A 21202-nucleotide genomic window follows, 5' to 3' on the forward strand; every position below is an offset into this window, starting at 1 on the left:
TAAGCCACTGCGCTTTTTTAGCCTGGTAGAAGAGGGATGAGTCAATGGCTGCCGTACAGATAAACGGAATTAGAAAGCAATATGGTGACGTTGTTGCGTTATCAAATATCAATATTTCCATCGAGTCAGGTTCGTTTTACACACTGCTTGGACCAAGTGGGTGTGGGAAAACAACCTTACTTCGTACTATCGCCGGTTTTCACCGACAGAATGCAGGAACCATTGTTGTCGATACCAAATCCATTGAGAACGAACCGGCACACAAACGTGATGTTGGCATGGTGTTCCAGGATTATGCGGTGTTCCCGCATTTGAGTGTTGAAGACAACGTGGCTTTTGGCCTGAAACAACGCAAAGTTGCTAAAGTCGAGATGAAACAGCGTGTGGAAGACGCCCTGAAAATGGTCCAGCTTTCTGAATTTGCCAAGCGTATGCCTCACGAGCTCAGTGGTGGCCAACAACAGCGCGTTGGTTTAGCACGGGCTATTGTTATTAACCCTACCGTCCTGCTTATGGATGAGCCTCTTTCCAATCTTGATGCAAAGCTGAGGGTGGATCTGCGCGCCGAACTAAGAAAAATCCAGCAGAAAATGGGAATGACAACGGTATACGTAACACACGACCAGGAAGAAGCCCTGGCAATGTCAGACACTGTTTGCGTGATGTACAAGGGTATTATTCAACAGGCCGCGTCTCCGTTTGAAGTATATAACCGCCCAGCCAACCGTTTTGTTGCCAATTTTGTAGGCGGAAACAACTTCCTTAAAACGCGGAAACAAAATGGCATTGCGGGCTTGTTGAGTGGAGGCGGAAGTGTACGCTCTTACCCAACTGATGTTAACGAGTCGATTGGTGTTGTTGCCGCAATTCGTCCGGAAGCTATTTCTGTAAAGGTCGATCCATCCGGTGATGAAAATACCCTTTCTGTCGAAGTCACCATCGAGCAAATCAGCTTTATTGGCCGGGAAATGGAAGTACATGGAAAGACGTCTGAAGGTGAGGAAATAAAGGCAGTCACCCGCCCGGATGAAACCATTATGAACCTCAAAGAGAGTGACAAGGCGTTTATGACATTCGCCCGTGAAGATGTCTCCCTGTTTGAAGATTCAGAAGTTGGGAGAAGATTGCAATGAACGTATCCCGAACTGTAACTCCAAACAGATTGGCCGGGCTTTTCCCGAAATGGGGACAATTGGACTTTTGGTCTTTCGTCTCTATGGCGACAGTCGCCGTTCTGTTTGTATTGCTGATTTTACCGATATTCAGTGTATTTGTTGTGAGTTTTTTTGATGCCAACACCGGAGCATTTACTCTGGATAATTACATTAAGGTCTTTACCAAGAATTACTATCTTAAAGGGCTGAAAAACTCACTTTATGTGGGCTTTATGGGCACGCTGGGAGCCTGTTTACTGGGTGTTCCTTTAGCCTTTTTTACTGCCCGGTTCCACATTCGAGGAAAACAGTTTATCTCGACATTGGCAATCCTGGTGCTGGTGGCACCGCCGTTTATCGGTGCTTATGCCTGGATCATGATGTTTGGTTCCAACGGATTTGTGACCAACTTTTTTGCTCAGTTTGGGATAGAAACACCCACTATTTACGGTGCAGGTGGTGTGATTCTGGTGTTCACCCTTAAGTTTTTCCCCTTTGTGTACCTGATGACACAAACGGCCCTTAAGTCAGTGAACAAATCTTTTGAGGATGCGGCTGAAAACCTGGGATGTAATTCGCTGGAACGGTTTTTCAAGGTCACTCTGCCGTTGGTATTCCCGGCAGTAAGTACCGGTGCAATTATCTGTTTCGTTTTGTCTATTGCTGATTTTGGTACACCGGCAATTCTCGGCCGTGGTTTCCGGACATTGTCAACTATCGCGTATTCAGCTTATACCTCCGAGCTGGGTGGCAAACCGACTATGGCAGTAACCATCTCGTTGGTGATGATGGCGATCTCTATGCTTGCTCTGCTTGCACAGAGAAAAATACTGGCGAAGAGGCGTTATGCCAGTGCGTTAACCAATAAGCCGGTGGTCAGCCAACTGAAGGGTATGCAAAACGTGATGGTGCATGTTTTCTGCTACGCCGTAGTTCTGGTGGCTATGTTGCCTACACTGGTGGTGGTTTATACCTCGTTTTTGCAAACCAGCGGTCCGGTATTCACCGGTGGGTTTGGTTTGCAAAGCTATGCGCGGGTTATCAGTGATGCGCCAGAAGCTATTATCAACAGCTTCTCCTTTGCGCTGGTTGCCGTGGCGTTAATTGCCATATTCTCAGGGTTGATTTCTTACCTGATTGTACGTCGCGATACAAAAACATCCGGTATGATTGACCTGTTGATGATGGTGCCATACCTGGTTCCTGGCGTTGTTATTGCCATTGGTTTTGTGACGACATTCCGTACAGGGCTTTTTGACCTGACCGGGACAGCAGCCATTATCATCATGATCTATTTTATTCGTCGCTTACCATACGGTGTTCGTTCCACCACCACCAACTTAAGGCAAATTAAACCTTCACTGGAAGAGGCCGCAATAAACCTGGGTGCTAACCCTCTTAAAGCCTTTATGAAAGTGACAGTGCCTCTTATTTTACCGGGATTGATTGTTGGGTCTCTGATGAGTTTTATTACTGCGATTAACGAATTGTCTTCGACGTTAATCTTATATAATTCAGGCACAGTGACCATGCCAATTAAAATATATATCTCAGTATTGGATGGAGAATTTGGTATTGCTGCTGCGTTGTCAACTATTTTGTTGGTGAGCACCGGGCTTTGTGTTTACACGGTTTTCCGTTTCTCTGATGACAGTGAATCATCGTTTGTTTAAATAGAAGAATTTTAGCCCAATGAATATTAATGCTTTTTCACGAAGTAAGTTTCGTGCCAATCAATATGCCGGGGACGACTCAATGCTTATTGTTCCCGGAACGGTTGTTGCCCTGCTTGATGGGGCAACGGATCCGTTTGCCAGAATTGAGAGGGTAGGGGAAAGTTCTGGCAAATATGCTTCCAATACGGTTGCAAGGATTTGTGCGGAGCTTTTTAGTGAAAGTCGGGTAAGAGAAGCCTCGGCTGAAACGATATTAAGGATTATTTCCAGTCGTTTTGCCCAGAGTATGTCGAGCAAAGATTTTATCTATGGCCCGTCTACAACGTTGGCAATGGCGATATTCCTGGATGAACAGTTAAGAATAATCAGTATCGGTGATACTGGTATTCGAATTAACGGTTCAAATGTGTATTGCCATAATAAGCCTATCGATTCAATTACCACAACAGCAAGGGTTGCAATATACCATTTCCTTAAGGATAAATATTCAGATCCTGATATGCTTGAGAACCAGACAAGAATTATTTCCTTTCATGGTCTTGAGCAAGGAAGAAAAGACAAACTCATTGGCGAAGCTGATATAGATGTTATTTTAAGGAGAGTATTTACACAGCACAGCCAGGTGGCTGACCATGCAGATATCGAGCGGCTTGTCCTGAAAGGGATTCTCAGCCAAAAAGAATACGCAAACCGGGGAGAACATCCACTGGGGTTCAGCACGCTTAACGGTGTTGAGCCTTTGATGGATGATGTTATTGATATTGTATTTAATTTTGAATCAATTAATACCGTCGAGATGTTTACAGATGGGTATTTGACTTTACCGAAAGGCACGGGAGTGCAAGATTGGGAAGAAGAGTACTCGTACGTGGAACAGGTAGATTTTACCAAAACGACCACATTTAAAAATGTGAAGGGTTCAACATCAAAAGAATTTTTTGATGACCGTTCTATCATCTCTTTAGATTTTCCGTGATTTAAATTGTTTACAACGTTGCGTTAGTGTTTGGTCGTTGCATCTCCCCCTTTGCAACGGCCCTTTTTTTATTATTCTAACAAGTCGGCTAATTCAACCCGGTTCCGGCCATTATGTTTGGCGCTGTACATGGCTTTGTCCACCCGGGTAAGCAAGGAGTCAATCGAATCTTCTGCGCAATATTCACCGACACCAAAACTTGCACTGATATGGCCAGCTTCAGGAAAATCGTAAGCGTTGATTGCCTTTCGAAGGTTTTCAGCCAGTGTGTGTGCACCCCTTATTCCCGTACCCGGACAAACAACCATAAACTCTTCACCACCCCAACGACCGACGACGTCTGTTTCTCTGGTATGTTTCAGAAGCAAATGAGCAATATCCTTAAGTACAAGGTCTCCAGTTTGATGACCAAAGGAATCATTGATCGTTTTAAAGTAGTCAATGTCGAGCAGAATGATGCTGTAGCGGTAATTCATTCTGAAAGCCCGGTTGAGTTCGTGCTCAAGCATATCATCAAGACGTTGTCGGTTAAAAAGTCCGGTCAGGCAGTCAGTGACAGACAAGCTGCGAAGTTTTTCGTTTTGTTGTTTTAATGTGGTGTTCTTTTCAGACAGTTCAGTATTTAAATTGTCGATAAAATATATAAGTCGCTGGATGACTGTTGAAGGTGATGATTGGTAGATATCCTCGGGTATTGTTGCCCCTGTTTTTATCTCCGGCTTAAATGTTTCGGAAACTGGACCTTCCCTTAAGCCGACAGCAACAAATGAAAGATTTTTAACGACCAAATCAGACGGTTCGCTATTACACACTTCCCCGACACTGAAAAATCCGCTCGTGGGAGCAATTTCTGAAAGCGGCAATGTCTCTTTTTTAACGTCATCCAGGAGTACGAATCGTCTGCAGGCACATGAGAATACTAAAATGCCCTCAGGGCTGAACGCCTGAAACTGCTTATAGATATTTTCCAATAATTTATCGATGACCTCAGGGTCAATAAACCCCAGGCGGAAGTTGGAGATATTCTCAAAGTCACTGATGAAGAGCAGCCCGCTGTCGCTTGTGACTTGAATAGGTACCCTGGCAAGTATGTTTTCTCCGTCTCCAATCAGCATTGGAAACCCAAGTGCATTGGAGAAAAAATCGCTGTCATCGCCAATGCTGAGGTATTTGCGGTAGATGTCTGCAGCCGGTTGATGGTCAATCGTTTGGAGCATGCGACCAGTGGCACCGGTGATTTGCATCTGCTTGCTCATTGGGCGCCAGCCAACAAAGCTGTCTTGAATAACCTGGAGTTGTTCGCCGATAAATGCGATGGCAACAACAGCTGACTTGCTGATTTCATGATCCAACAACACAAAGTTTTGCTGCATGGCGTAGTCACCAGCGCCCCCACCAAAGACGTCGTAGGTTACCGGCGCTTCAGAAAAAAATCTGTTAAAGATGCTGGCATCGTAGCTCAGGGGAGTGTTTAGCATTAAAACTGCGGCCGGGTTAAGTTCATCAAGGGACGTTCGCAGACCACGGGCGGCAGCCTCTTCTTCCCCTTCCGGGAAAGGGCGGAAAATCGGCACCACATCTGTGAAATCAAAAAGCAGGATAATAATGGTAGCGGAATGAACCACAACATCACCGTGGTTGATTTCACCACATGTCGAAGCACCAACAACAGGTGTGTTGGGAAACTGGCCTTTCAATAATGTCGCGTAAGTCAGCAATTGGTGTTGTGCGTTTTCACCGGTGAGAAGCGTAATTAGTGAGGAACGGCTGACGGACACTGCATCCAGTAAACTCCCGTCAAGAATGATGTCTTGCAAAGCGTCAGTACTGTCGAAGGTGTACGATATTTGCTTCATATTGTATTTGGGCTCCTTACGACAGTGCTTTTGTTAGGGATTTTTCAATTTTGATCTGTATCAAAAATGAGCCATCTGTTTTAAATATAGAAGATAATCCGGCGGAGCAGCCACATCGGGGTGATTCGGTATCGTACAAATTAAAAAGGGGCAGAGATTGAGTTCGCCCATGTTCCTGTTAAGTTAAGGAAGGGCAGTTCCATGGATGAAAGCGGATGAGAATTAAAGGATTTCGAGTAATCGCCTGGGCTATAGTGGCGGCAATCATTCTGCTGTCCAGTACCACGATGGTACACAACTTTGCGCGAAGCTGGATGCTGGAATCTGCGCACCAGGCTGGTGAAGACCGGCTGCTTTCCTACGTCAGTGATATCCGGCGAGTCCTGGCCCGCTTCAATGTCCTGCCTTACCTTACCCCGGCCCATCCCCAGATTAACGCCCTGCTCAACGGGGAACCGGATGCTTACCTGCCAAGCCAGAAGTTTCTTGCCCAGATGGATAAAGCTGCCAGCACCCAGGGGTGGTATGTATTCAACCGAGACGGCTGGCTGGTGGCAGCAAGCCGGGGAGCCGTGCCGTCCCCGGCAGTTGTTGGGGCACTATTACGGAAAATTGCAGACAGTGGTGGCGAAGTGGTGTCTATGACGGATATCTCCGGCCATGATGTTTACTACTATCTGGCCGCACCGGTTTACCAGAAAAATACCCTGACGGGAATTGCCGTCACCCGCTTCGATTTGTCACTGCTTGCGGAATCCTGGTTGGCAGCCAATGAGGATGTTTTGCTGAGTAATGCGTCCGGGCGTTTTTTCCTCACTGCAAAACCTCACTTTCTGGAAGCAGAGCACCGCGGGGATATTCAGAGGCAACCCCTCTCCCTGGACAGCGGTTTCAGTGTCTCTGTCCTCACCCTAAATGGAAATGGGGCTTCAGCAGAGTACCTGGAGCAGACTGTCTTGCTCGATGATGTCCAATGGCGGGTACATTTCCTTACGCCACTGGGCGGCCTCAATACCAACGTAAACGGTATCGCATTTACCGGGTTTGTTGTCACCCTTGCCCTGATAGCCCTGTTCCTGTATTTGTTGGAGCGTCGCAAAACCCTCAAGTCCCGCGAGGCCTTGCAGGCGACAGTTGCCAACTCAGAACGACGCCTTCGCCAGATGATTTCCAGTACCAATGTAGGGTTAGTGATGCTCGACAGCGAAGGGAATGCGCAGTTTGTTAACCCAACGGCGCAACAGTATTTCAACTTGCCGGATACGCTGTCCTCCGGTCTGCCCCTGTGGCAGCTTTTCGATACGTCAGGCGGAAACAGCACAGTACGCCGGTTACTTGAAGATCTTTCCCACAACCCCGGTTTGATGGAACTTACCGGCGTTGAAACCATGGCGCTGCGTACAGACGGGTCACTGTTTCCTGTACTGTTTTCAATGACGGAACTGCCGTCCCATCAGGGGATGGGCTACCTGGTGACTGTTATCGATATCAGCAAGAGGAAAAAGGCGGAAAATGCCCTCCGGGAACTCAATGCTGAGTTGGAAAAACGGGTGGCGGAGCGCACTGCCGAACTGGAATCAGCGCGTGAAGAGCTGATAGAACAACAGAAACTGGCTGCGATGGGCAGAATGTCCAGTGCCATCACCCACGAACTGAACCAGCCGCTTACAGGGCTGAAAACGCTTTTATCCAGCAGCAGCCTCCTTATCGAGCGTGGGCAGTTTGATACCCTGCTCGCCAACATGGCACTGGTGGACAGTCTGATTGACCGAATGGCGATAATGACGACCCAGCTTAAAACCTTTGCCTTCAATCGCCCCAGCGAACTCAAACCTGTCGCCATTAAACCGGTACTGGATAACCAGTTGCTCCTTCATCAGGCGCGGATTGAACCCCGGTCATTTTCTGTTGATATACCTGAAAACGTCCCTTGGGTTCTTGGCGAAAAACAGCGGGTTGAGCAGGCGATTGGCAACCTGCTGGTTAATGCGTTGGATGCGACGGAGGGTCTGCCAGATGGAGAAATTGCTGTGGCAATACGGCGGGTAGATTCCGGAAGTATTGATATGGTTGTGTCGGACAATGGGCCAGGTATGGATGAAGAGAGCCTTAACCGGGTCTTTGAACCTTTTTTCACAACGAAGAAGATGGGAGAGGGGCTGGGACTGGGACTTGCGATAACCGCCAACAGTATGCGGGATATGGGAGGACGGGTAACAGCTGAAAACAGGCCGGGGAACAGTAATAAGAAGGGCCGGGGAATGACGTTTACCCTGTCATTCTTACCGGCCGAAAAAGGCGGATGTTCAAGAAATGGAAATTGTTCAAACGAACAGATTAAATAGAAACCTTACAAAGAGGGCTGAGCATTATTGGTACGGGTGAATGTCCGGTTGGTCATCACCACGAGGATAATGAAAACCGCCGTACACGCCGCCCGGACAACCAGAGGCATATCCGGCCACAAGAGACCTGCGCCCAGTGCGACAACCAGCGCCCGAACCAGCGGGTTCAGCGGCGCTTCCAAATACCCTTCAATACCGGCAATCAGTGCCCAGGTACCTAAAATTGCAAACGCCCCGGTTACCATCACATCAGTCATGTTGCCACTGACAAGTGGTGTATAAGCCATTAACAACGGTACCAGATAGAGCCCTTTGGCAATTTTCCAGGCGGTAAAGCCCGTTTTCATTGGCGGCGTCCGGGCAATGGTGGCGGCAGCAAATGCGGTCAGGCATACGGGAGGAGTGACATTGCTGTCCTGTGAGAGCCAAAAAATAATCAGGTGGGCGGAAAGCAGTGCGAGAGCGACTTTTTCCAGCCCAAGTCCCTGTTCCAGCAAAGTTGACATAAAGTCTGCCGGTACCATGGCGAGCAATGCCAGCGCGCTTTGTTCAGACATGGGTTTGGTCAATGCGTCGAGTTGATCCGGTGCTGCCAGCATAAAGATAGCCCGGGCTTGTTCCGGCAACTGCCCGTTCATCAGGAGTTCGACCAGTTCTTGCTCGGCAATAAGGCTGTAAATCGCTGGGGCAGAAAGTGTTCCCAGAACGATATATGAAGCCGTGACCGGCAACCCCATGCCCAACACCAGGGAAGCGATGGCGACCAGTACCAGCATGATGATCAGGTTACCGTCGGACCAGCCGTTAATCATCAGTGAGAAAGTATTGCCGATGCCGGTGGTACTGATAACGTTGACTACCAAGCCGATACCGGTGAGCAGCACCGCGGTGGTTGCCATGTTTCTGGAACCTTGTGCCAGGGCGTCGATAATCTCACGCGGGCCCATTTTATTTGGAGAAAGCCACGATGCGATAACCACGGAGATGATCGATAACCCGGCGGCGTAGGTGGGGGTGAAACCGGCAATGAGCAACGAGACCAATACGGCCAGCGGGATCAGGTAATGCCAGCCGGATTTGAGCACCCTGGAGACAGGCTCCGATTCTACGGTGACTTTATGGACACCAGAACGTTTGGCTTCTATCCGGACAAAGAACGCTACGGACAGGAAATAAATCAGCGCAGGGACAAAAGAAACCGCAATGATTTCCACGTAAGGGATTTGGGTGTAGGACGCCATGATAAAAGCGCCAGCCCCCATAACCGGTGGCATTAACTGCCCGCCGGTAGAGGCTGCTGCTTCCACACCGGCGGCAAACCGGGCTGGGAAGCCAGCTTTTTTCATCAAGGGAATGGTAATCACCCCGGTGGAAACCGTATTGGCTACACTGGAGCCGGACACCGACCCCATCAGGCCGGAACCGAGCACGGCCACAAAACCGGGCCCGCCGATGATTTTTCCTGCCACAGCGCGGGAGACGTTGATAATGAAATCACCTGCCCCGGATTTCACCAGAAATGCCCCGAACAGGATAAACATAAACACATAACTCCAGGAGATTCGGGATATGGGGCCGAACATACCTTCGGAGCTGTAAAAACTGCGGTAGAGCATGGTCTCATAGGAAAGGCCTGGAAATGAAAACACGCCGTTGATCCAGCTTCCCCACACGGTGACATAGGTCAGGGAGATAACAATCAACACCGGGATAAACCACCCCATGGTGCGGCGAATCAGCTCAAGCACAATCAGGATTGCCAGAATGGAAAATACCCAGTCGCTCGCAATAAAAGTCACGCCCCTTTCGTACAGCGCATCTTCTGCCAGCGGGATATAAACCAGGCAGGCAACAGCTGTGAGACCGATTGTGACGTCAAGCCATAATGCCGCTTTATTATTTGCGAGAGAGCGTGCTGCCGGGTAGGTCAGTACACACATCAGTGAAAAACCGGCAAAGTGGGTAGCGGAGATCCACAGCTCCGGCAGGGTGGCGAGCGTGTTAAACCAAATATGCATCACTGCCAGTGCAACACCGATAAAAGTGACCGCTTTCGACAGAAGCGGGTATTGGTTGCGTTGCAGCAGTTCAAACTGGGATAAATCGGCTGAATCCTGCTTCTCAGTGTCTGGCGTAAAATCTGGCTTAGTCTCTGACATGACAGCTCCAAAACAACGTGTGCCAAGGACATCCGGGTAGATGTCGGATTTTATGATTGTTATGGCAGCCGGCCTGAATCAGGCCGGCTGAAGGGGTTGCCTTACAGCTTGGAAACTTGCAGGCAAAAAGTGGGATTACTCGGCAATCAGGTGAGCCGGAATATCCAGACCCTGTTCCTTGTAGTAGCGTGCAGCACCTGGGTGAAGGGGAACCGGCAGGCCGGCAATGGCTTTTTCCAGTGCCATGGCTTTGGTTGCTTTGTGGATCCCGTTCAGGAACGGCAGGTTTTCATAGATGGTTTTGGTCAGCATGTAGACGTCGTCATCGCTGATATCGTGGCGAACAGCCAGGAAGTTAGGCTGTGCGATAGTGGATACATCTTTGGTCTGGCCGGGATAGGTATTGGCTGGAATCACAAAGCGGGTCCACAGTTTGTAACCGTTGTTTGCCTGTGCCATCTGCTCATCAGTAAAGGAAAGCAGGGTGATGTCTTCGCCCATGGCTGCGAAAGCGCGGGTGACGGCACTGACAGGAACACCCGCAGGTGTGTTCATGCCTTCAATGGCTCCGTTTTGCAGGGCATCAGCACTTGCGCCGTACCCCTGGAATGCCAGGTTAAAGTTATCCGGGTTTACGCCCAGGCCTCCCATGATGTGACGGCCGGAACCCTCTGTACCAGAGTTTTTCTTACCGATAGAGAACTTCTTGCCTTCCAGGTTGTTGAGATCTGACACGTTGCCTGATTTCGCCAAATCTGACTTGACGACAAAGTGCTCAACGTTTTGCCACAGCATGGAAACGGAACGCAGGTTTTTCTGGGGGCCGGACTGTTTCACCTTACCTTCACCGCTCCATGCCCATGCGCCATAAAGGCCTTGCATAATGGCGAATTGGGCCTGGTTTTCACGCAGGAGTTTTACGTTTTCACCTGACCCGGCAGAGCTGATGGCTGAAAGGGAGAATTTGTGCTTGGGTTCGAGTTTCACTTTGCTCAGGGTTGCCAGTGCAACGCCCACTGGGTAGTAGGTACCACCGGTTGATGCGGTAGCCAGGATATAGCTGCGGTTTTCAGCAGCGGTTGCCATGCCGGTTGCTGAAGCAAAAAGAGCAGAGGCAAGCATCACGCGCTTAAACAGGCTTTTCGTTTTCATCATTGTCTCCTTGGCGGGTTCGAAGTATGTCTCTTTCCGTGAATAACACTTTGTTTACATTCGACCCTATGGAGCACTAATCATGCCATTCCTTAACTTTATGAAAAATATGAAGTTACTTTTATCTTCGATATCGAATGAGCAGGATTTTGCTTATTGGTAAAAAGTACCATAAGCAAAATATTGCCGACCGGGAGGCGGCGGGTTTATTACCACAGAGCAGCAAAACTGGGGCGCTTACCCCATGGATGCATGAGATCCCATTTTACCTCACTGTGAGTCGGCAAAATTTTGCTCATTACCAAGCATGGAATATCAGGTGTAGTCGTTCCGGTTCAGGCCGTGTTTTTGCATTTTCTGGTTAAGTGTACGTCGAGGCAGATCAAGTTCTTCCATAACTGCCTGGATATGACCCTTGTGACGGGTTAGCGCCTCCTGCAGGATCTGGCGTTCCACATTTTGAAGCTGGATAGTCAAAGGGAGGCGCCTCTGTGTAGGGGAAGCAATGCTGTCCGGCCCTGAAGCCAGGATCTCTCCAACAGAAACGTTGTTTTCCAAAGCAAAGCGGGTTGCGATGTTCCGCAGTTCCCGCACATTACCCGGCCAATGGTAAGAGAGCAGGGTTTCCTGGTCATTGGTACTGGCAGATCTCTCCGGGTTTTGCTGCTGAACAAAGTGGTCAAACAGCAGCAGGATATCCTCACCTCGTTCCCTAAGAGGCGGGATATAAAGTTGTGAAACGTTCAGGCGGTAGAAAAGGTCCTGTCGGAAATAGGCGTGATCCTTGAGGTCTTCCTTGGCTGCTGCGATGCATCGGATATCAATTTCAACCGTTTGGTTGGCACCTACACGTTCAATCGTGTGTTCTTGCAGTGAACGTAAAACTTTAATCTGCATACTGACCGGCATGCTTTCTATTTCATCCAGGAAAACGCTGCCTTTGTCTGCATATTCCAGTTTGCCGATTCGCCTTTTTGCGGCACCGGTAAACGCCCCGGCTTCGTGGCCGAAGAGTTCACTTTCAAACAGGTTTTCGGGAATTGCTGCGCAATTAATGGCAACAAATTCTGCATTGTTCCGGCTGCTGTAACGGTGAAGGCTTTGTGCCACCAACTCCTTACCGCTCCCGGTCTCACCATAAATAATGACGTTGGTATCCATTTCCGCCACTTTGAGTAATTGGTCACGCAGGCGACGGATTGCCGGGCTTTGTCCGATAAGCTGTTTTTCCAGTCCTTCAAGCTGGCTGAGGTAGTGGTGGCGTTCTGTCTGATCTTCACTTTGGCGGCGGACGGCCAGTGCATTTACCACGGTTTCTGTCAGGCGCTGGGGATCAAAAGGTTTTTCAATGAAATCGAATGCGCCAAGGCGAAGGGCCTTCACCGCCATATCGATGTCCCCGTGGCCGGTAATCAGGATAACCGGCAAATCAGGAATGACCTGTTGCATATCCTGCAGCAGCAATACACCATCGTGATCGCCCAGCTTAACATCGCTGATAACAATGCCGGAAAAATCCGGGGCGAGGGCATCCATGGCGGCAAACCCGGTTTCACAACTGGTCACGTTAAAGCCAGCCAGCTCCAGCCATTGCGCCGTAGCCTGGCGCACTATGGCATCATCTTCCACCAATAACACATCACCACGTGTTTGCTCGCTCATCCTTTGCCTTTTGATTTCCGGTTCCTTTTACTATTTCAGCGCTACAGGATGCACTTTGGCAAGTGCAATCTTCCAACTTACCGGATTGGCACTCAAATCAGGGAAGTGGCGGTTAAAAAAGTGGTGGAAAGAAACCTGAAATAAATACGAAATAGTGTGTGTTAAATTTAATACTTTTGTCTCTGCGTGGTTATTAAAATCAATTCTTGTAACTGAAGCCAAATAAAAATTCCGGTAACCAAACAATCACAGTGATGAAATATAGGGATTCAATACTGACTTTCATGGTTTGACAATAACTAATCTTGCTTATTTCTCTGAAGCACCTTATGTGTCTTTCAGACAAATAGGTAATATAACACTGGGTGGTAAATAGCGTGTTCGATTTAGGGCTAGAGGAACTTTTTATTGTTTCTCTGTTAGCATTTCTGATTATTGGGCCAAAAGATTTACCCAAGTTTTTTGAAATATTCAGAAAGATTAGCAGCAAACTCAGAAAACTCTACCAATTTACCAAAGGTGGGATTGCTCAGTTAGAGCGCGAGGTTTCCCAGTCTGACGGGAATCAATCCCAGCCATCTTGGGAGAACTGGTTGCCTGACGAGTTACGTCATTTGCCCGATGATTTTGCCCCCGGGTCCCGTTCACCTGATTATCACCAGCAACGTAAGAGTGATGTTGAAGCTGTGCGTGCTCGATGTGCTGAACAACGTGCAAATACTGCAAATCCAGGTGCTGATAGCTCTGAAGGTGTAGGGGACAAGCGATCATGAGCCGGGATTTATCGAAAAGCCCGGAGCTCGAAGCATCAAGGGCACCGCTTCTCAACCATTTACTGGAGATACGCCGCAGGCTGATGCTCTGTTTTTTGTTTTTCATTGTGGTCTTTATTGTTGCGTATGCCTATTCGGGCGAGGTTTATCAGTATTTAACTGCTCCGCTGGTGGATGTGTTTGGTGAAGACAGTGGCCGGAGAATGATTTACACCGGGTTACATGAGGCCTTTTTTACCTATATGAAGCTGGCTTTTTTCACAGCCATGTTTGCCAGTTTGCCGTTGTTGCTTATACAGGTTTGGTGTTTCATTGCTCCTGGGTTGTACCGCAGTGAGAGGAAGGCTTACTCCCCGGTATTTCTGGTGACGCCAGTGCTTTTTGTTGCCGGGGCCGGGTTGGCGTTTTATGTGGTGATGCCTCTGGCATGGGAGTTTTTCATCTCGTTCGAGATGCCGCAGCAATCGGGAGAGGCGTTAAAGGTAGAGCTCGAAGCAAGGGTGAGTGAATACCTGAATTTGGTCATCAAAATGTTGCTTGCATTTGGTCTCAGTTTTGAACTGCCGGTGCTCTTCTATGTGATGGCAAAGGTGGGTGCGTTGTCTGTGGAAGATCTTATTCAATACCGAAAACATGCCATTGTTATTATATTCCTTATCGCTGCATTTGTTACGCCACCTGATATTATCTCGCAGTTTTCATTAGGTGTTCCGCTGGTGGTGCTGTATGAAACTTCAATATTAATATTGAGGCGAACAAATCGGGAGTTGAAAGAAAGTCCGGTTGCGGAGTAATAAAAAGTAAATCAAGCAACGCTATAGAATAATGAAATTTTAAATAATTAGAATTCCCTCGCTTAATGGGGAAGGGTGTTTTATGCCCATTGTTTGTCAATCAGAACCATCAACCTGGAATTTTCTTAATAAGGAATCATCATGAGCAACGAAATAAATGCACTGTTGCCTGACAACGGTGAGGAAATCAAACCGACGTTTAACCGTCGTGAAGTGTTGAAAGGCACCTCAATTGCTGCTGCCAGTGCCGCATTTGCCGCGATTTCAACTCAGGCAAAGGCAGCCAGCTTGCCATATACGGACACCTATGGTCCGCTGGCGCCGGTTGCTGACCAGGCAACCGGCCTTTACCTGCTGTCACTGCCTGAAGGGTTTTCCTACACCAGTTTTGGCTGGACCGGGCAGACCCAGGCAGACGGTTTACCAACGCCAACAGACCACGACGGTATGGCAGTGGTGGCATCAAAAGGCAATGTCGTTGCCCTGGTGCGTAACCATGAGCTGTCACAGGGCGAAAGCTCAAAGTGTTCTCCACGCAGCGGTCGCGGTATCTACAATGCTTCCCAGTATGGCGGCACAACCAACCTGATGTTTGATGTGGTCAATGGCCGTTTCCTCTCTTCTTATAACAGCCTTGGCGGCACCATCCGCAACTGTGCGGGTGGCCCGACACCTTGGGGTACCTGGCTGTCATGCGAAGAAACATTTAACACCTGGGGACAGGGCCCGGATGGCTTCAACCACGGCTACGTTTTCGAAGTGCCGGGATTTGGCCTTTCAGACGGTCAGCCAATCCGCGAAATGGGCCGTTTCTACCATGAGGCTGCGGCTGTTGATCCGGCAACCGGTTACGTTTACCAGACGGAAGACCGCGGCGCATCGGCATTCTACAAGTTTGTCCCTTCCGGCCAGTGGGGCGACCTGAAATCCGGCGGTACGCTCTATGCGATGGTACTGAATGAGACCGACCGTCTGGATACCCGCGGCGGGCAGGTGGAAGGTACTGTCTGGACAGTTACCTGGCAGGAAGTGCCTGACCCGGATGCGGTCAATGAAAGCTGCTACAACCAGGCGTTTAAGGCAGCGACATTTGAGCGCGGTGAGGGCTGTTGGTATGACGACGGCAAGGTGTATTTCTGCTCAACGTCCGGCGGCGCTGCATCTCTGGGGCAGATCTTCTGCTACGACCCGCGCAAAGAAACCGTGACCATCCTTTTCGAATCGACTTCGAGTGATGAAGTTAACGGCCCTGACAACATTGCAGTGAGCCCGCGCGGCAACATCCTGATGTGTGAGGATGGCAGCTCCAATCCAAAGCGCCTTGTCGGCTTGACGCAGGCAGGAAACACCTTTGTATTCGCAGAAAACAACATTGCGCTCGATCAGGGTGACCTCAGCGCCATTGATGCGGTTTACCCCGGCACCAAAACCAACTTCTGGGATCGCGTCGGTGAGAGCGCTGACGGCTCAGCCCGTCGCAGCTTTACCAGCCGCGAGTGGGCCGGGGCCTGCTTCTATGGGCGTTGGTTGTTCGTCAACATTCAGTCTCCCGGCGTAACTTTTGCCATCACCGGCCCTTGGGAAAAGGGTGCGTTGTAAGCCGGATTAACAAGGAGGAAAACATGAGCGTATTAAAGGCAGCCTTTGCCGGTATTCTGCTTTGTTTCAGCGCATTTTCGCAGGCAGGCATCATCCCGCTTGGTGGTGCCGGGACATTCAGCGGTACCGTAATTGGTGACAGTGGCTGGGCGTTGGAAAACCCGCAGGGCGTGGATTTTTTAACCTTCAGTGTTGAGCATGAAACCGAGCTATCAGCGTCGGCGACAAGTGCCCTTATTGCTATGGGTGTCAGCCTGTTTGAGGGTACGGTGACCAACCCGAACCTGCCAAGCTTCAGTAATAATGCGGATTTTACCGACCTGTTTGGCAACCTTACTTATATCGCGAGCTCGTCTGCTGTACCGGGGTTGGGGGGCAGCATTGCCAACATTTTGCTGGCACCGGGTACGTACACTCTGATTACCGGCGGAAATAATGGTGGGTTTGGTTTTGACTTCACGGCCTACAACTACCAGTTGGATCTGGCGCTGACGACCATCTCGGAGCCACCGCTTCTCGCCATTTTCCTGGCGGGTGCAACCGGCCTGGTTGCCAGCCGCCGTAGAAAAGTGAAATAACCCTTTTCTTTCAGCGGCCTGCGGGCCGCTTTTTTACTCCCACTTGTTTCCCGGAGGCTTGTAGGCGGCCAGTTTGTCGACCAATGCTTCCGGTGAGTCAGCCAGCACCAACATGTCTGCCATTTCCGCTTTCAGGAAACCGGCTTCCACCATATTGGTGACCATACCAAGCAGAGGATCCCAGTAACCTCCGGTGTTGTAAAACGCACAGGGTTTATTGTGGTAGCCAAGCTGCGCCCACGTCCAGGCTTCAAAAATTTCTTCCAGCGTGCCCGCGCCGCCGGGCAGGGCAACAAAGGCATCTGCCAATCCTGCCATTTTCGCTTTCCGCTCGTGCATGTCTTTCACCACGAAAAGTTCGGTGACGCCGGTATGGGCAAGCTCTTTGTCTTTCAAACGTTCGGGGATTACACCGTAAACCTTTCCACCGTGCGCCATTGCAGAGTCAGCAATGGTTCCCATCAGGCCGACCTTTCCCCCGCCGTAAACCACATCCATACCGTTTTGGGCGAGGTACTTTCCGAGTTTTCGTGTTTCTTCAACATACTCAGGGTGGTTACCGCTACTGGAACCGCAAAAAATGGCAATCTTCATGTTGGTATCCTGCAAAGCTGTTCTATGAGTAAAGCTAAGCCATTCTTTCCGTTAGGGCAATGGTGGATCCGGAATCAAAAAAGCGGCTGGGTTAGCCGCTTTTTGGGGTTCACACTATCTGTCATTGATTTGTACGGTTTGTCAGTGATCGGTGCGGTTTTTCTCGTTGCTTTGAATCAGGTCCGAAAGCTCATCGGCAGCTTTGCGCAACTGGCTGACATGATCCATAAGCTGGGCGGCTGTTTTCCGGGTTACCGGGGCATGGCAGAACAAACAGGCGAAAAGCTTGCCCTGTTCGTTTTTGATGGGAACGGCGATAGCGGACATGCCATCAACATATTCTTCGTTATCAATGCCAATTTGAGACTGCCGGATCGTGATCAACTGCTCTTCCAGAGCATTTGGCTCCGTAATTGTGCTTTTGCTCATTTGTTGAAGCGGCAGGTTCTTCAATATCGCCCGACGGCGGGCTTCCGGTAATGTACTGAGATACAGCTTTCCACTTGCAGTACACCAGACCGGGGTCCGGCTGCCTACGGGCAGGTGAACGCGCAGTGGCCAGTTGGCTTCCACACGGTCGTAGTAAATCATTTCGGTACCATCGGGAATGGCAATACCACAGGTTTCACCAATATCTTCGGACAGACGCTCAAGAATCGCCCTGCGCAGAGCTTTGTAGCGGCTTGAATACAGTACGCCGAGGGCAACTTTATGGAAACGGTCACCGGGAACAAGGTTGCCGCGCATATTGGTATAAAGCCAGCCTTCTTCCTGAAGGGTGTTCACCAGACGGTGGGCCGTAGGCTTCGGAATGTCGAGAAGATGGCCTAGATCAGTCGGTGACATCGGCTGTTCGCAGTTAGAGACAGCTTCGAGAATTTCCAGAACGCGGATGATGGAGGATCCTTTCTCGCGCTTATTATCTGTCATAGTGTGTTTGCTTTCCGTATTTGTTACGCCCCAAAGGCCGGGCAAAATATACCGATTAACCGGGCGTGTTTGCCTTTCAATAGAGAAAGTTAAACACGCCCCTGTATATTCTGCCCTATTTTACTCAAATGGGGATCATTTCATGGTTGGCATTGAGAATTCAGCCTGCATTTGGCTGGATTCAGGCCAACGGGAAGTGACGGTCTTCATGCGGGTGAAGAAACGTACACCATCCGGTCCATGCATATTGAGAGGTCCGAACGCTGAACGCTTCCAGCCACCGAAGCAGTGGAATGCCATCGGGACAGGGATTGGCACATTGACACCGACCATACCAACTTTGACTTTTTCCTGGTATTGGCGAGCTGCACGGCCACTCTGGGTAAAGATAGCGGTACCGTTGCCGAACTCATGATCGTTGGCAAGGCGAATGGCTTCTTCCAGGTTGTTTACGCGCACGACACTCAGTACCGGGCCAAAGATTTCTTCGTTGTAGATACGCATGTCTGTAGTGACGTTGTCAAACAGTGTTGGGCCAACGAAGTAGCCATTCTCGTGACCGGCCACTTTCAGGTCACGGCCGTCAACAACCAGTGTTGCACCTTCGCTAATGCCCTGATCGATGTATCCGAGCACCTTTTCTCGGTGTACGTCACTGATAAGCGGACCCATGTCCGGTTCTACTTCCTGGCCAATACCTGGCCCTACTTTCAGCGACTTGGCTGCATCAGTCAGGCGGGATACGATCTTGTCAGCAGTTTCATCGCCTACACATACTGCGACTGAAATTGCCATACAACGCTCACCGGCTGAACCGTATGCCGCACCCATCAGGGCGTTTACGACCTGATCCGGGTCGGCATCCGGCATCGCTACCAGATGGTTTTTCGCCCCACCCAGTGCCTGGCATCGCTTACCGTTTTTCGAAGCGGTTGAGTAGATATACTCTGCAATCGGCGTTGAACCTACAAAGCTGACTGCTTCAACTGAAGGGTGGGACAGAAGGATATCAACCGAGGCCTTGTCACCATTCACCACGTTAAATACGCCGTCAGGCAGGCCCGCTTCACGAAGCAGGTTTGCCAGGAACAGTGCCGGTGCAGGGTTCTTTTCAGATGGCTTCAGTACAAAGGTATTACCACATGCGATGGCAACCGGGAACATCCACATAGGAACCATTACCGGGAAGTTGAACGGTGTGATACCGGCACAGACACCCACAGGTTGCATCATGGAGTGTGAGTCAACACCACGGCCGACGTTGAGTGAGTGCTCCCCTTTCTGGCTGTGTGGAATACCGCAGGCAAATTCAACGACTTCCAGGCCACGGGTGATTTCACCCTGAGCGTCGGAAAATACCTTGCCGTGCTGCTGAACGATCAGTTCAGCCAGTTCATTCCGGTTTTCCTCAACCAGCGCTTTAAATTTGAACAGTACACGAGCCCGCACAACGGCCGGGGTTGCAGACCAGGTCTCAAGTGCATTGGCTGCAGCTTCAACGGCTGCAAGGGTAGTTGCTTCCGAAGATAACTCTACGTCAGCAATTTGTGCGCCTTCCGCCGGGTTATACACAGGTGCCAGACGGGCGTTGTCATCGAACACGACGGCGTTATTTATAAAGTGGCCAATGCGTTCCATATGTTGAATCTCCTTTTGTTTTGGCTTCTTTGTAATAGTGCTTTAGCGTTGTTGGTATTAAGACCACACGTGATGGTAGAGGGATACAAGGGTTTCCTGATCCGGGATCCTTGGGTTGTTGCCTGGCGAGCCGGAGGCAATTGCCTGGCTGGCCATGGTCTCGCAAAGTTCAAAATACCGGTCTTTGTCGATTCCAAATTCAGACATGCTGGGAACATTGAGCTCCTGGTTTATCGCTTGCAGCTCTTGTACCAGTGTCTGGCATGCTATTTCATCATCTGTGTCCTGGCTCACAACACCCATAGCCCTGGCACACTCTGCATAGCGTTCGGTTGCGTCAGGAATAGAGAACTCGGTGACGTGGGGCAGCAACATGGCGTTCGAAAGGCCATGAGGAACATGGAAAAAAGCACCAATTGGACGGCTCATCCCGTGAACCAGGGCAACGGATGCAGCAGAAAACGCCATGCCAGCCAAGGTAGAACCCAACATCATCGCTTCACGCGCTTCTTTATCATCCGGGGTGTGGTAAACGCGGCGCAGGTTTGGCGCAATCAGTTTCATTGCAGACAATGCCTGGCAGTCACTGAATGGGTTAGCTTTGCGGCTGACATAGGCTTCAATGGCATGGGTGAGGGCATCGATACCGGTATCGGCGGTTACGCGAGGCGGAACACTGAGTGTGAGGGAAAAGTCGATAATGGCGGCCTGTGGCATAAAGCCAAGGCCAACGCACAGCATTTTTTCGTCAACTTTGTCGTCGGTGATAATGGTAAACCGGGTGACCTCAGAGCCGGTACCTGCCGTAGTAGGAATAGCAATGATGGGGACACCACTTTCAGACACGTCACGCGGGAATTTGTAGTCGCGCATATTCCCGCCAAACTTGCCCAGAATACCGATAGCCTTGGCTGAATCGATTGGGCTCCCACCACCCAGAGCGATAATAGAATCAAATTCACCGACTTTAAAAGCATCGACCCCGGCGATAATTGATGACTCTGTTGGTTCAGGAACAGTGTCTGAAAATACTGCGTGAGTGATACCAGCCTGGTCCAGGATGGCCCCAATACGGGCTGCATACCCAAGATCTACCATCACCTTGTCTGTAATAATAAGGGGAGATTTACATCCCAGTCGCTTCAGAATTGCAGCGACCTGGGTGCTTGCTCCCTCACCGATTTCCATAACCCGGGGGAGTTGTACGTGATTGCTCATGGCGTTATCCCTTCTACATGTCTTATTACTGCCAACTTCAATACGGCAAGTAAATTAATCCTAATACTTATTATTAAAATGATACTTTGGGTCTCGTT

The 21202-nt window shown here is 49.8% G+C and carries 16 protein-coding genes; 8 read left to right on the forward strand and 8 right to left on the reverse strand.

Features of this window, described 5'->3' with window-relative positions:
* Positions 1-44: 44 nt before the first annotated feature.
* From NF212_RS06750 to NF212_RS06760, 3 genes are read left to right on the forward strand one after another with little or no spacing between them, the layout of a single operon-like run.
* A complete protein-coding gene (locus NF212_RS06750) occupies positions 45-1133 on the forward strand; it encodes an ABC transporter ATP-binding protein (protein WP_434359994.1) in 1089 nt (362 codons plus the stop codon).
* A complete protein-coding gene (locus NF212_RS06755; RefSeq protein ID WP_434359996.1) occupies positions 1130-2827 on the forward strand; it encodes an ABC transporter permease in 1698 nt (565 codons plus the stop codon). Before NF212_RS06750 ends, NF212_RS06755 begins: the two co-directional genes overlap by 4 nt.
* A gap of 19 nt (positions 2828-2846) precedes the next feature.
* A complete protein-coding gene (locus NF212_RS06760) occupies positions 2847-3806 on the forward strand; it encodes a hypothetical protein (RefSeq protein ID WP_434359998.1) in 960 nt (319 codons plus the stop codon).
* A 71-nt stretch (positions 3807-3877) separates the two neighbouring features.
* On the opposite strand, the gene NF212_RS06765 is transcribed toward NF212_RS06760, so the two are convergent.
* Positions 3878-5662, reverse strand: coding sequence for a sensor domain-containing diguanylate cyclase (locus tag NF212_RS06765; RefSeq protein ID WP_434360000.1), 1785 nt, complete (start codon positions 5660-5662; stop codon positions 3878-3880).
* Between the two features lie 215 nt (positions 5663-5877).
* Between NF212_RS06765 and NF212_RS06770 the strand changes: the two genes are divergently transcribed.
* A complete protein-coding gene (locus tag NF212_RS06770; RefSeq protein ID WP_434360002.1) occupies positions 5878-8007 on the forward strand; it encodes a PAS domain-containing sensor histidine kinase in 2130 nt (709 codons plus the stop codon).
* A gap of 5 nt (positions 8008-8012) precedes the next feature.
* On the opposite strand, the gene NF212_RS06775 is transcribed toward NF212_RS06770, so the two are convergent.
* The 3 genes from NF212_RS06775 to NF212_RS06785 form a co-directional block, all read right to left on the reverse strand.
* Complete coding sequence (locus NF212_RS06775) at positions 8013-10166, reverse strand: TRAP transporter permease (protein ID WP_434360004.1); 2154 nt, start codon at positions 10164-10166, stop codon at positions 8013-8015.
* Between the two features lie 135 nt (positions 10167-10301).
* Positions 10302-11318 carry a TAXI family TRAP transporter solute-binding subunit gene (locus tag NF212_RS06780; protein ID WP_434360006.1) on the reverse strand — a complete coding sequence of 339 codons (1017 nt, stop codon included), beginning with the start codon at positions 11316-11318 and terminating at the stop codon, positions 10302-10304.
* Between the two features lie 315 nt (positions 11319-11633).
* Positions 11634-12980: a sigma-54-dependent transcriptional regulator gene (locus NF212_RS06785; protein ID WP_434360008.1), complete on the reverse strand. Its 1347-nt coding sequence runs from the start codon at positions 12978-12980 to the stop codon at positions 11634-11636.
* Between the two features lie 377 nt (positions 12981-13357).
* Between NF212_RS06785 and NF212_RS06790 the strand changes: the two genes are divergently transcribed.
* The 4 genes from NF212_RS06790 (at position 13358) to NF212_RS06805 (ending at position 16724) form a co-directional block, all read left to right on the forward strand.
* On the forward strand, positions 13358-13753 hold the full coding sequence (locus tag NF212_RS06790) for a Sec-independent protein translocase subunit TatA/TatB (protein WP_434360010.1): 396 nt from the start codon (positions 13358-13360) through the stop codon (positions 13751-13753).
* Positions 13750-14547, forward strand: coding sequence for a twin-arginine translocase subunit TatC (gene tatC / locus NF212_RS06795; RefSeq protein WP_434360013.1), 798 nt, complete (start codon positions 13750-13752; stop codon positions 14545-14547). The genes NF212_RS06790 and tatC overlap by 4 nt, the downstream gene beginning before the upstream one ends.
* A 141-nt stretch (positions 14548-14688) precedes the next feature.
* Positions 14689-16146, forward strand: a complete 1458-nt coding sequence (locus tag NF212_RS06800; RefSeq protein WP_434360015.1) for an alkaline phosphatase PhoX — start codon at positions 14689-14691, stop codon at positions 16144-16146.
* Between the two features lie 23 nt (positions 16147-16169).
* The gene (locus NF212_RS06805; RefSeq protein WP_434360017.1) at positions 16170-16724 is read left to right on the forward strand and encodes a hypothetical protein; all 555 of its coding nucleotides are present in this window, start codon (positions 16170-16172) and stop codon (positions 16722-16724) included.
* A gap of 33 nt (positions 16725-16757) precedes the next feature.
* On the opposite strand, the gene NF212_RS06810 is transcribed toward NF212_RS06805, so the two are convergent.
* From NF212_RS06810 to NF212_RS06825, 4 genes are all read right to left on the reverse strand, one after another.
* On the reverse strand, positions 16758-17318 hold the full coding sequence (locus tag NF212_RS06810; RefSeq protein WP_434360019.1) for a TIGR00730 family Rossman fold protein: 561 nt from the start codon (positions 17316-17318) through the stop codon (positions 16758-16760).
* Positions 17319-17459: 141 nt separating this feature from the next.
* On the reverse strand, positions 17460-18248 hold the full coding sequence (locus NF212_RS06815; RefSeq protein ID WP_434360021.1) for an IclR family transcriptional regulator: 789 nt from the start codon (positions 18246-18248) through the stop codon (positions 17460-17462).
* Between the two features lie 135 nt (positions 18249-18383).
* Complete coding sequence (locus NF212_RS06820; RefSeq protein ID WP_434360023.1) at positions 18384-19886, reverse strand: CoA-acylating methylmalonate-semialdehyde dehydrogenase; 1503 nt, start codon at positions 19884-19886, stop codon at positions 18384-18386.
* A 57-nt stretch (positions 19887-19943) separates the two neighbouring features.
* The gene (locus tag NF212_RS06825; protein ID WP_434360025.1) at positions 19944-21104 is read right to left on the reverse strand and encodes an iron-containing alcohol dehydrogenase; all 1161 of its coding nucleotides are present in this window, start codon (positions 21102-21104) and stop codon (positions 19944-19946) included.
* Positions 21105-21202: the final 98 nt, after the last annotated feature.

It is taken from the genome of Parasalinivibrio latis (assembly GCF_036825535.1).
GTDB lineage: Bacteria > Pseudomonadota > Gammaproteobacteria > Enterobacterales > Vibrionaceae > Parasalinivibrio > Parasalinivibrio latis.

Bases quoted from the DNA above. Each gene is read 5' to 3' on its own strand.
- NF212_RS06750 (WP_434359994.1), top strand. From the start codon at position 45: ATGGCTGCCGTACAGATAAACGGAATTAGAAAGCAATATGGTGACGTT.
- NF212_RS06755 (WP_434359996.1), top strand. From the start codon at position 1,130: ATGAACGTATCCCGAACTGTAACTCCAAACAGATTGGCCGGGCTTTTC.
- NF212_RS06760 (WP_434359998.1), top strand. From the start codon at position 2,847: ATGAATATTAATGCTTTTTCACGAAGTAAGTTTCGTGCCAATCAATAT.
- NF212_RS06765 (WP_434360000.1), bottom strand. From the start codon at position 5,662: ATGAAGCAAATATCGTACACCTTCGACAGTACTGACGCTTTGCAAGAC.
- NF212_RS06770 (WP_434360002.1), top strand. From the start codon at position 5,878: ATGAGAATTAAAGGATTTCGAGTAATCGCCTGGGCTATAGTGGCGGCA.
- NF212_RS06775 (WP_434360004.1), bottom strand. From the start codon at position 10,166: ATGTCAGAGACTAAGCCAGATTTTACGCCAGACACTGAGAAGCAGGAT.
- NF212_RS06780 (WP_434360006.1), bottom strand. From the start codon at position 11,318: ATGAAAACGAAAAGCCTGTTTAAGCGCGTGATGCTTGCCTCTGCTCTT.
- NF212_RS06785 (WP_434360008.1), bottom strand. From the start codon at position 12,980: ATGAGCGAGCAAACACGTGGTGATGTGTTATTGGTGGAAGATGATGCC.
- tatC (WP_434360013.1), top strand. From the start codon at position 13,750: ATGAGCCGGGATTTATCGAAAAGCCCGGAGCTCGAAGCATCAAGGGCA.
- NF212_RS06800 (WP_434360015.1), top strand. From the start codon at position 14,689: ATGAGCAACGAAATAAATGCACTGTTGCCTGACAACGGTGAGGAAATC.
- NF212_RS06805 (WP_434360017.1), top strand. From the start codon at position 16,170: ATGAGCGTATTAAAGGCAGCCTTTGCCGGTATTCTGCTTTGTTTCAGC.
- NF212_RS06810 (WP_434360019.1), bottom strand. From the start codon at position 17,318: ATGAAGATTGCCATTTTTTGCGGTTCCAGTAGCGGTAACCACCCTGAG.
- NF212_RS06815 (WP_434360021.1), bottom strand. From the start codon at position 18,248: ATGACAGATAATAAGCGCGAGAAAGGATCCTCCATCATCCGCGTTCTG.
- NF212_RS06820 (WP_434360023.1), bottom strand. From the start codon at position 19,886: ATGGAACGCATTGGCCACTTTATAAATAACGCCGTCGTGTTCGATGAC.
- NF212_RS06825 (WP_434360025.1), bottom strand. From the start codon at position 21,104: ATGAGCAATCACGTACAACTCCCCCGGGTTATGGAAATCGGTGAGGGA.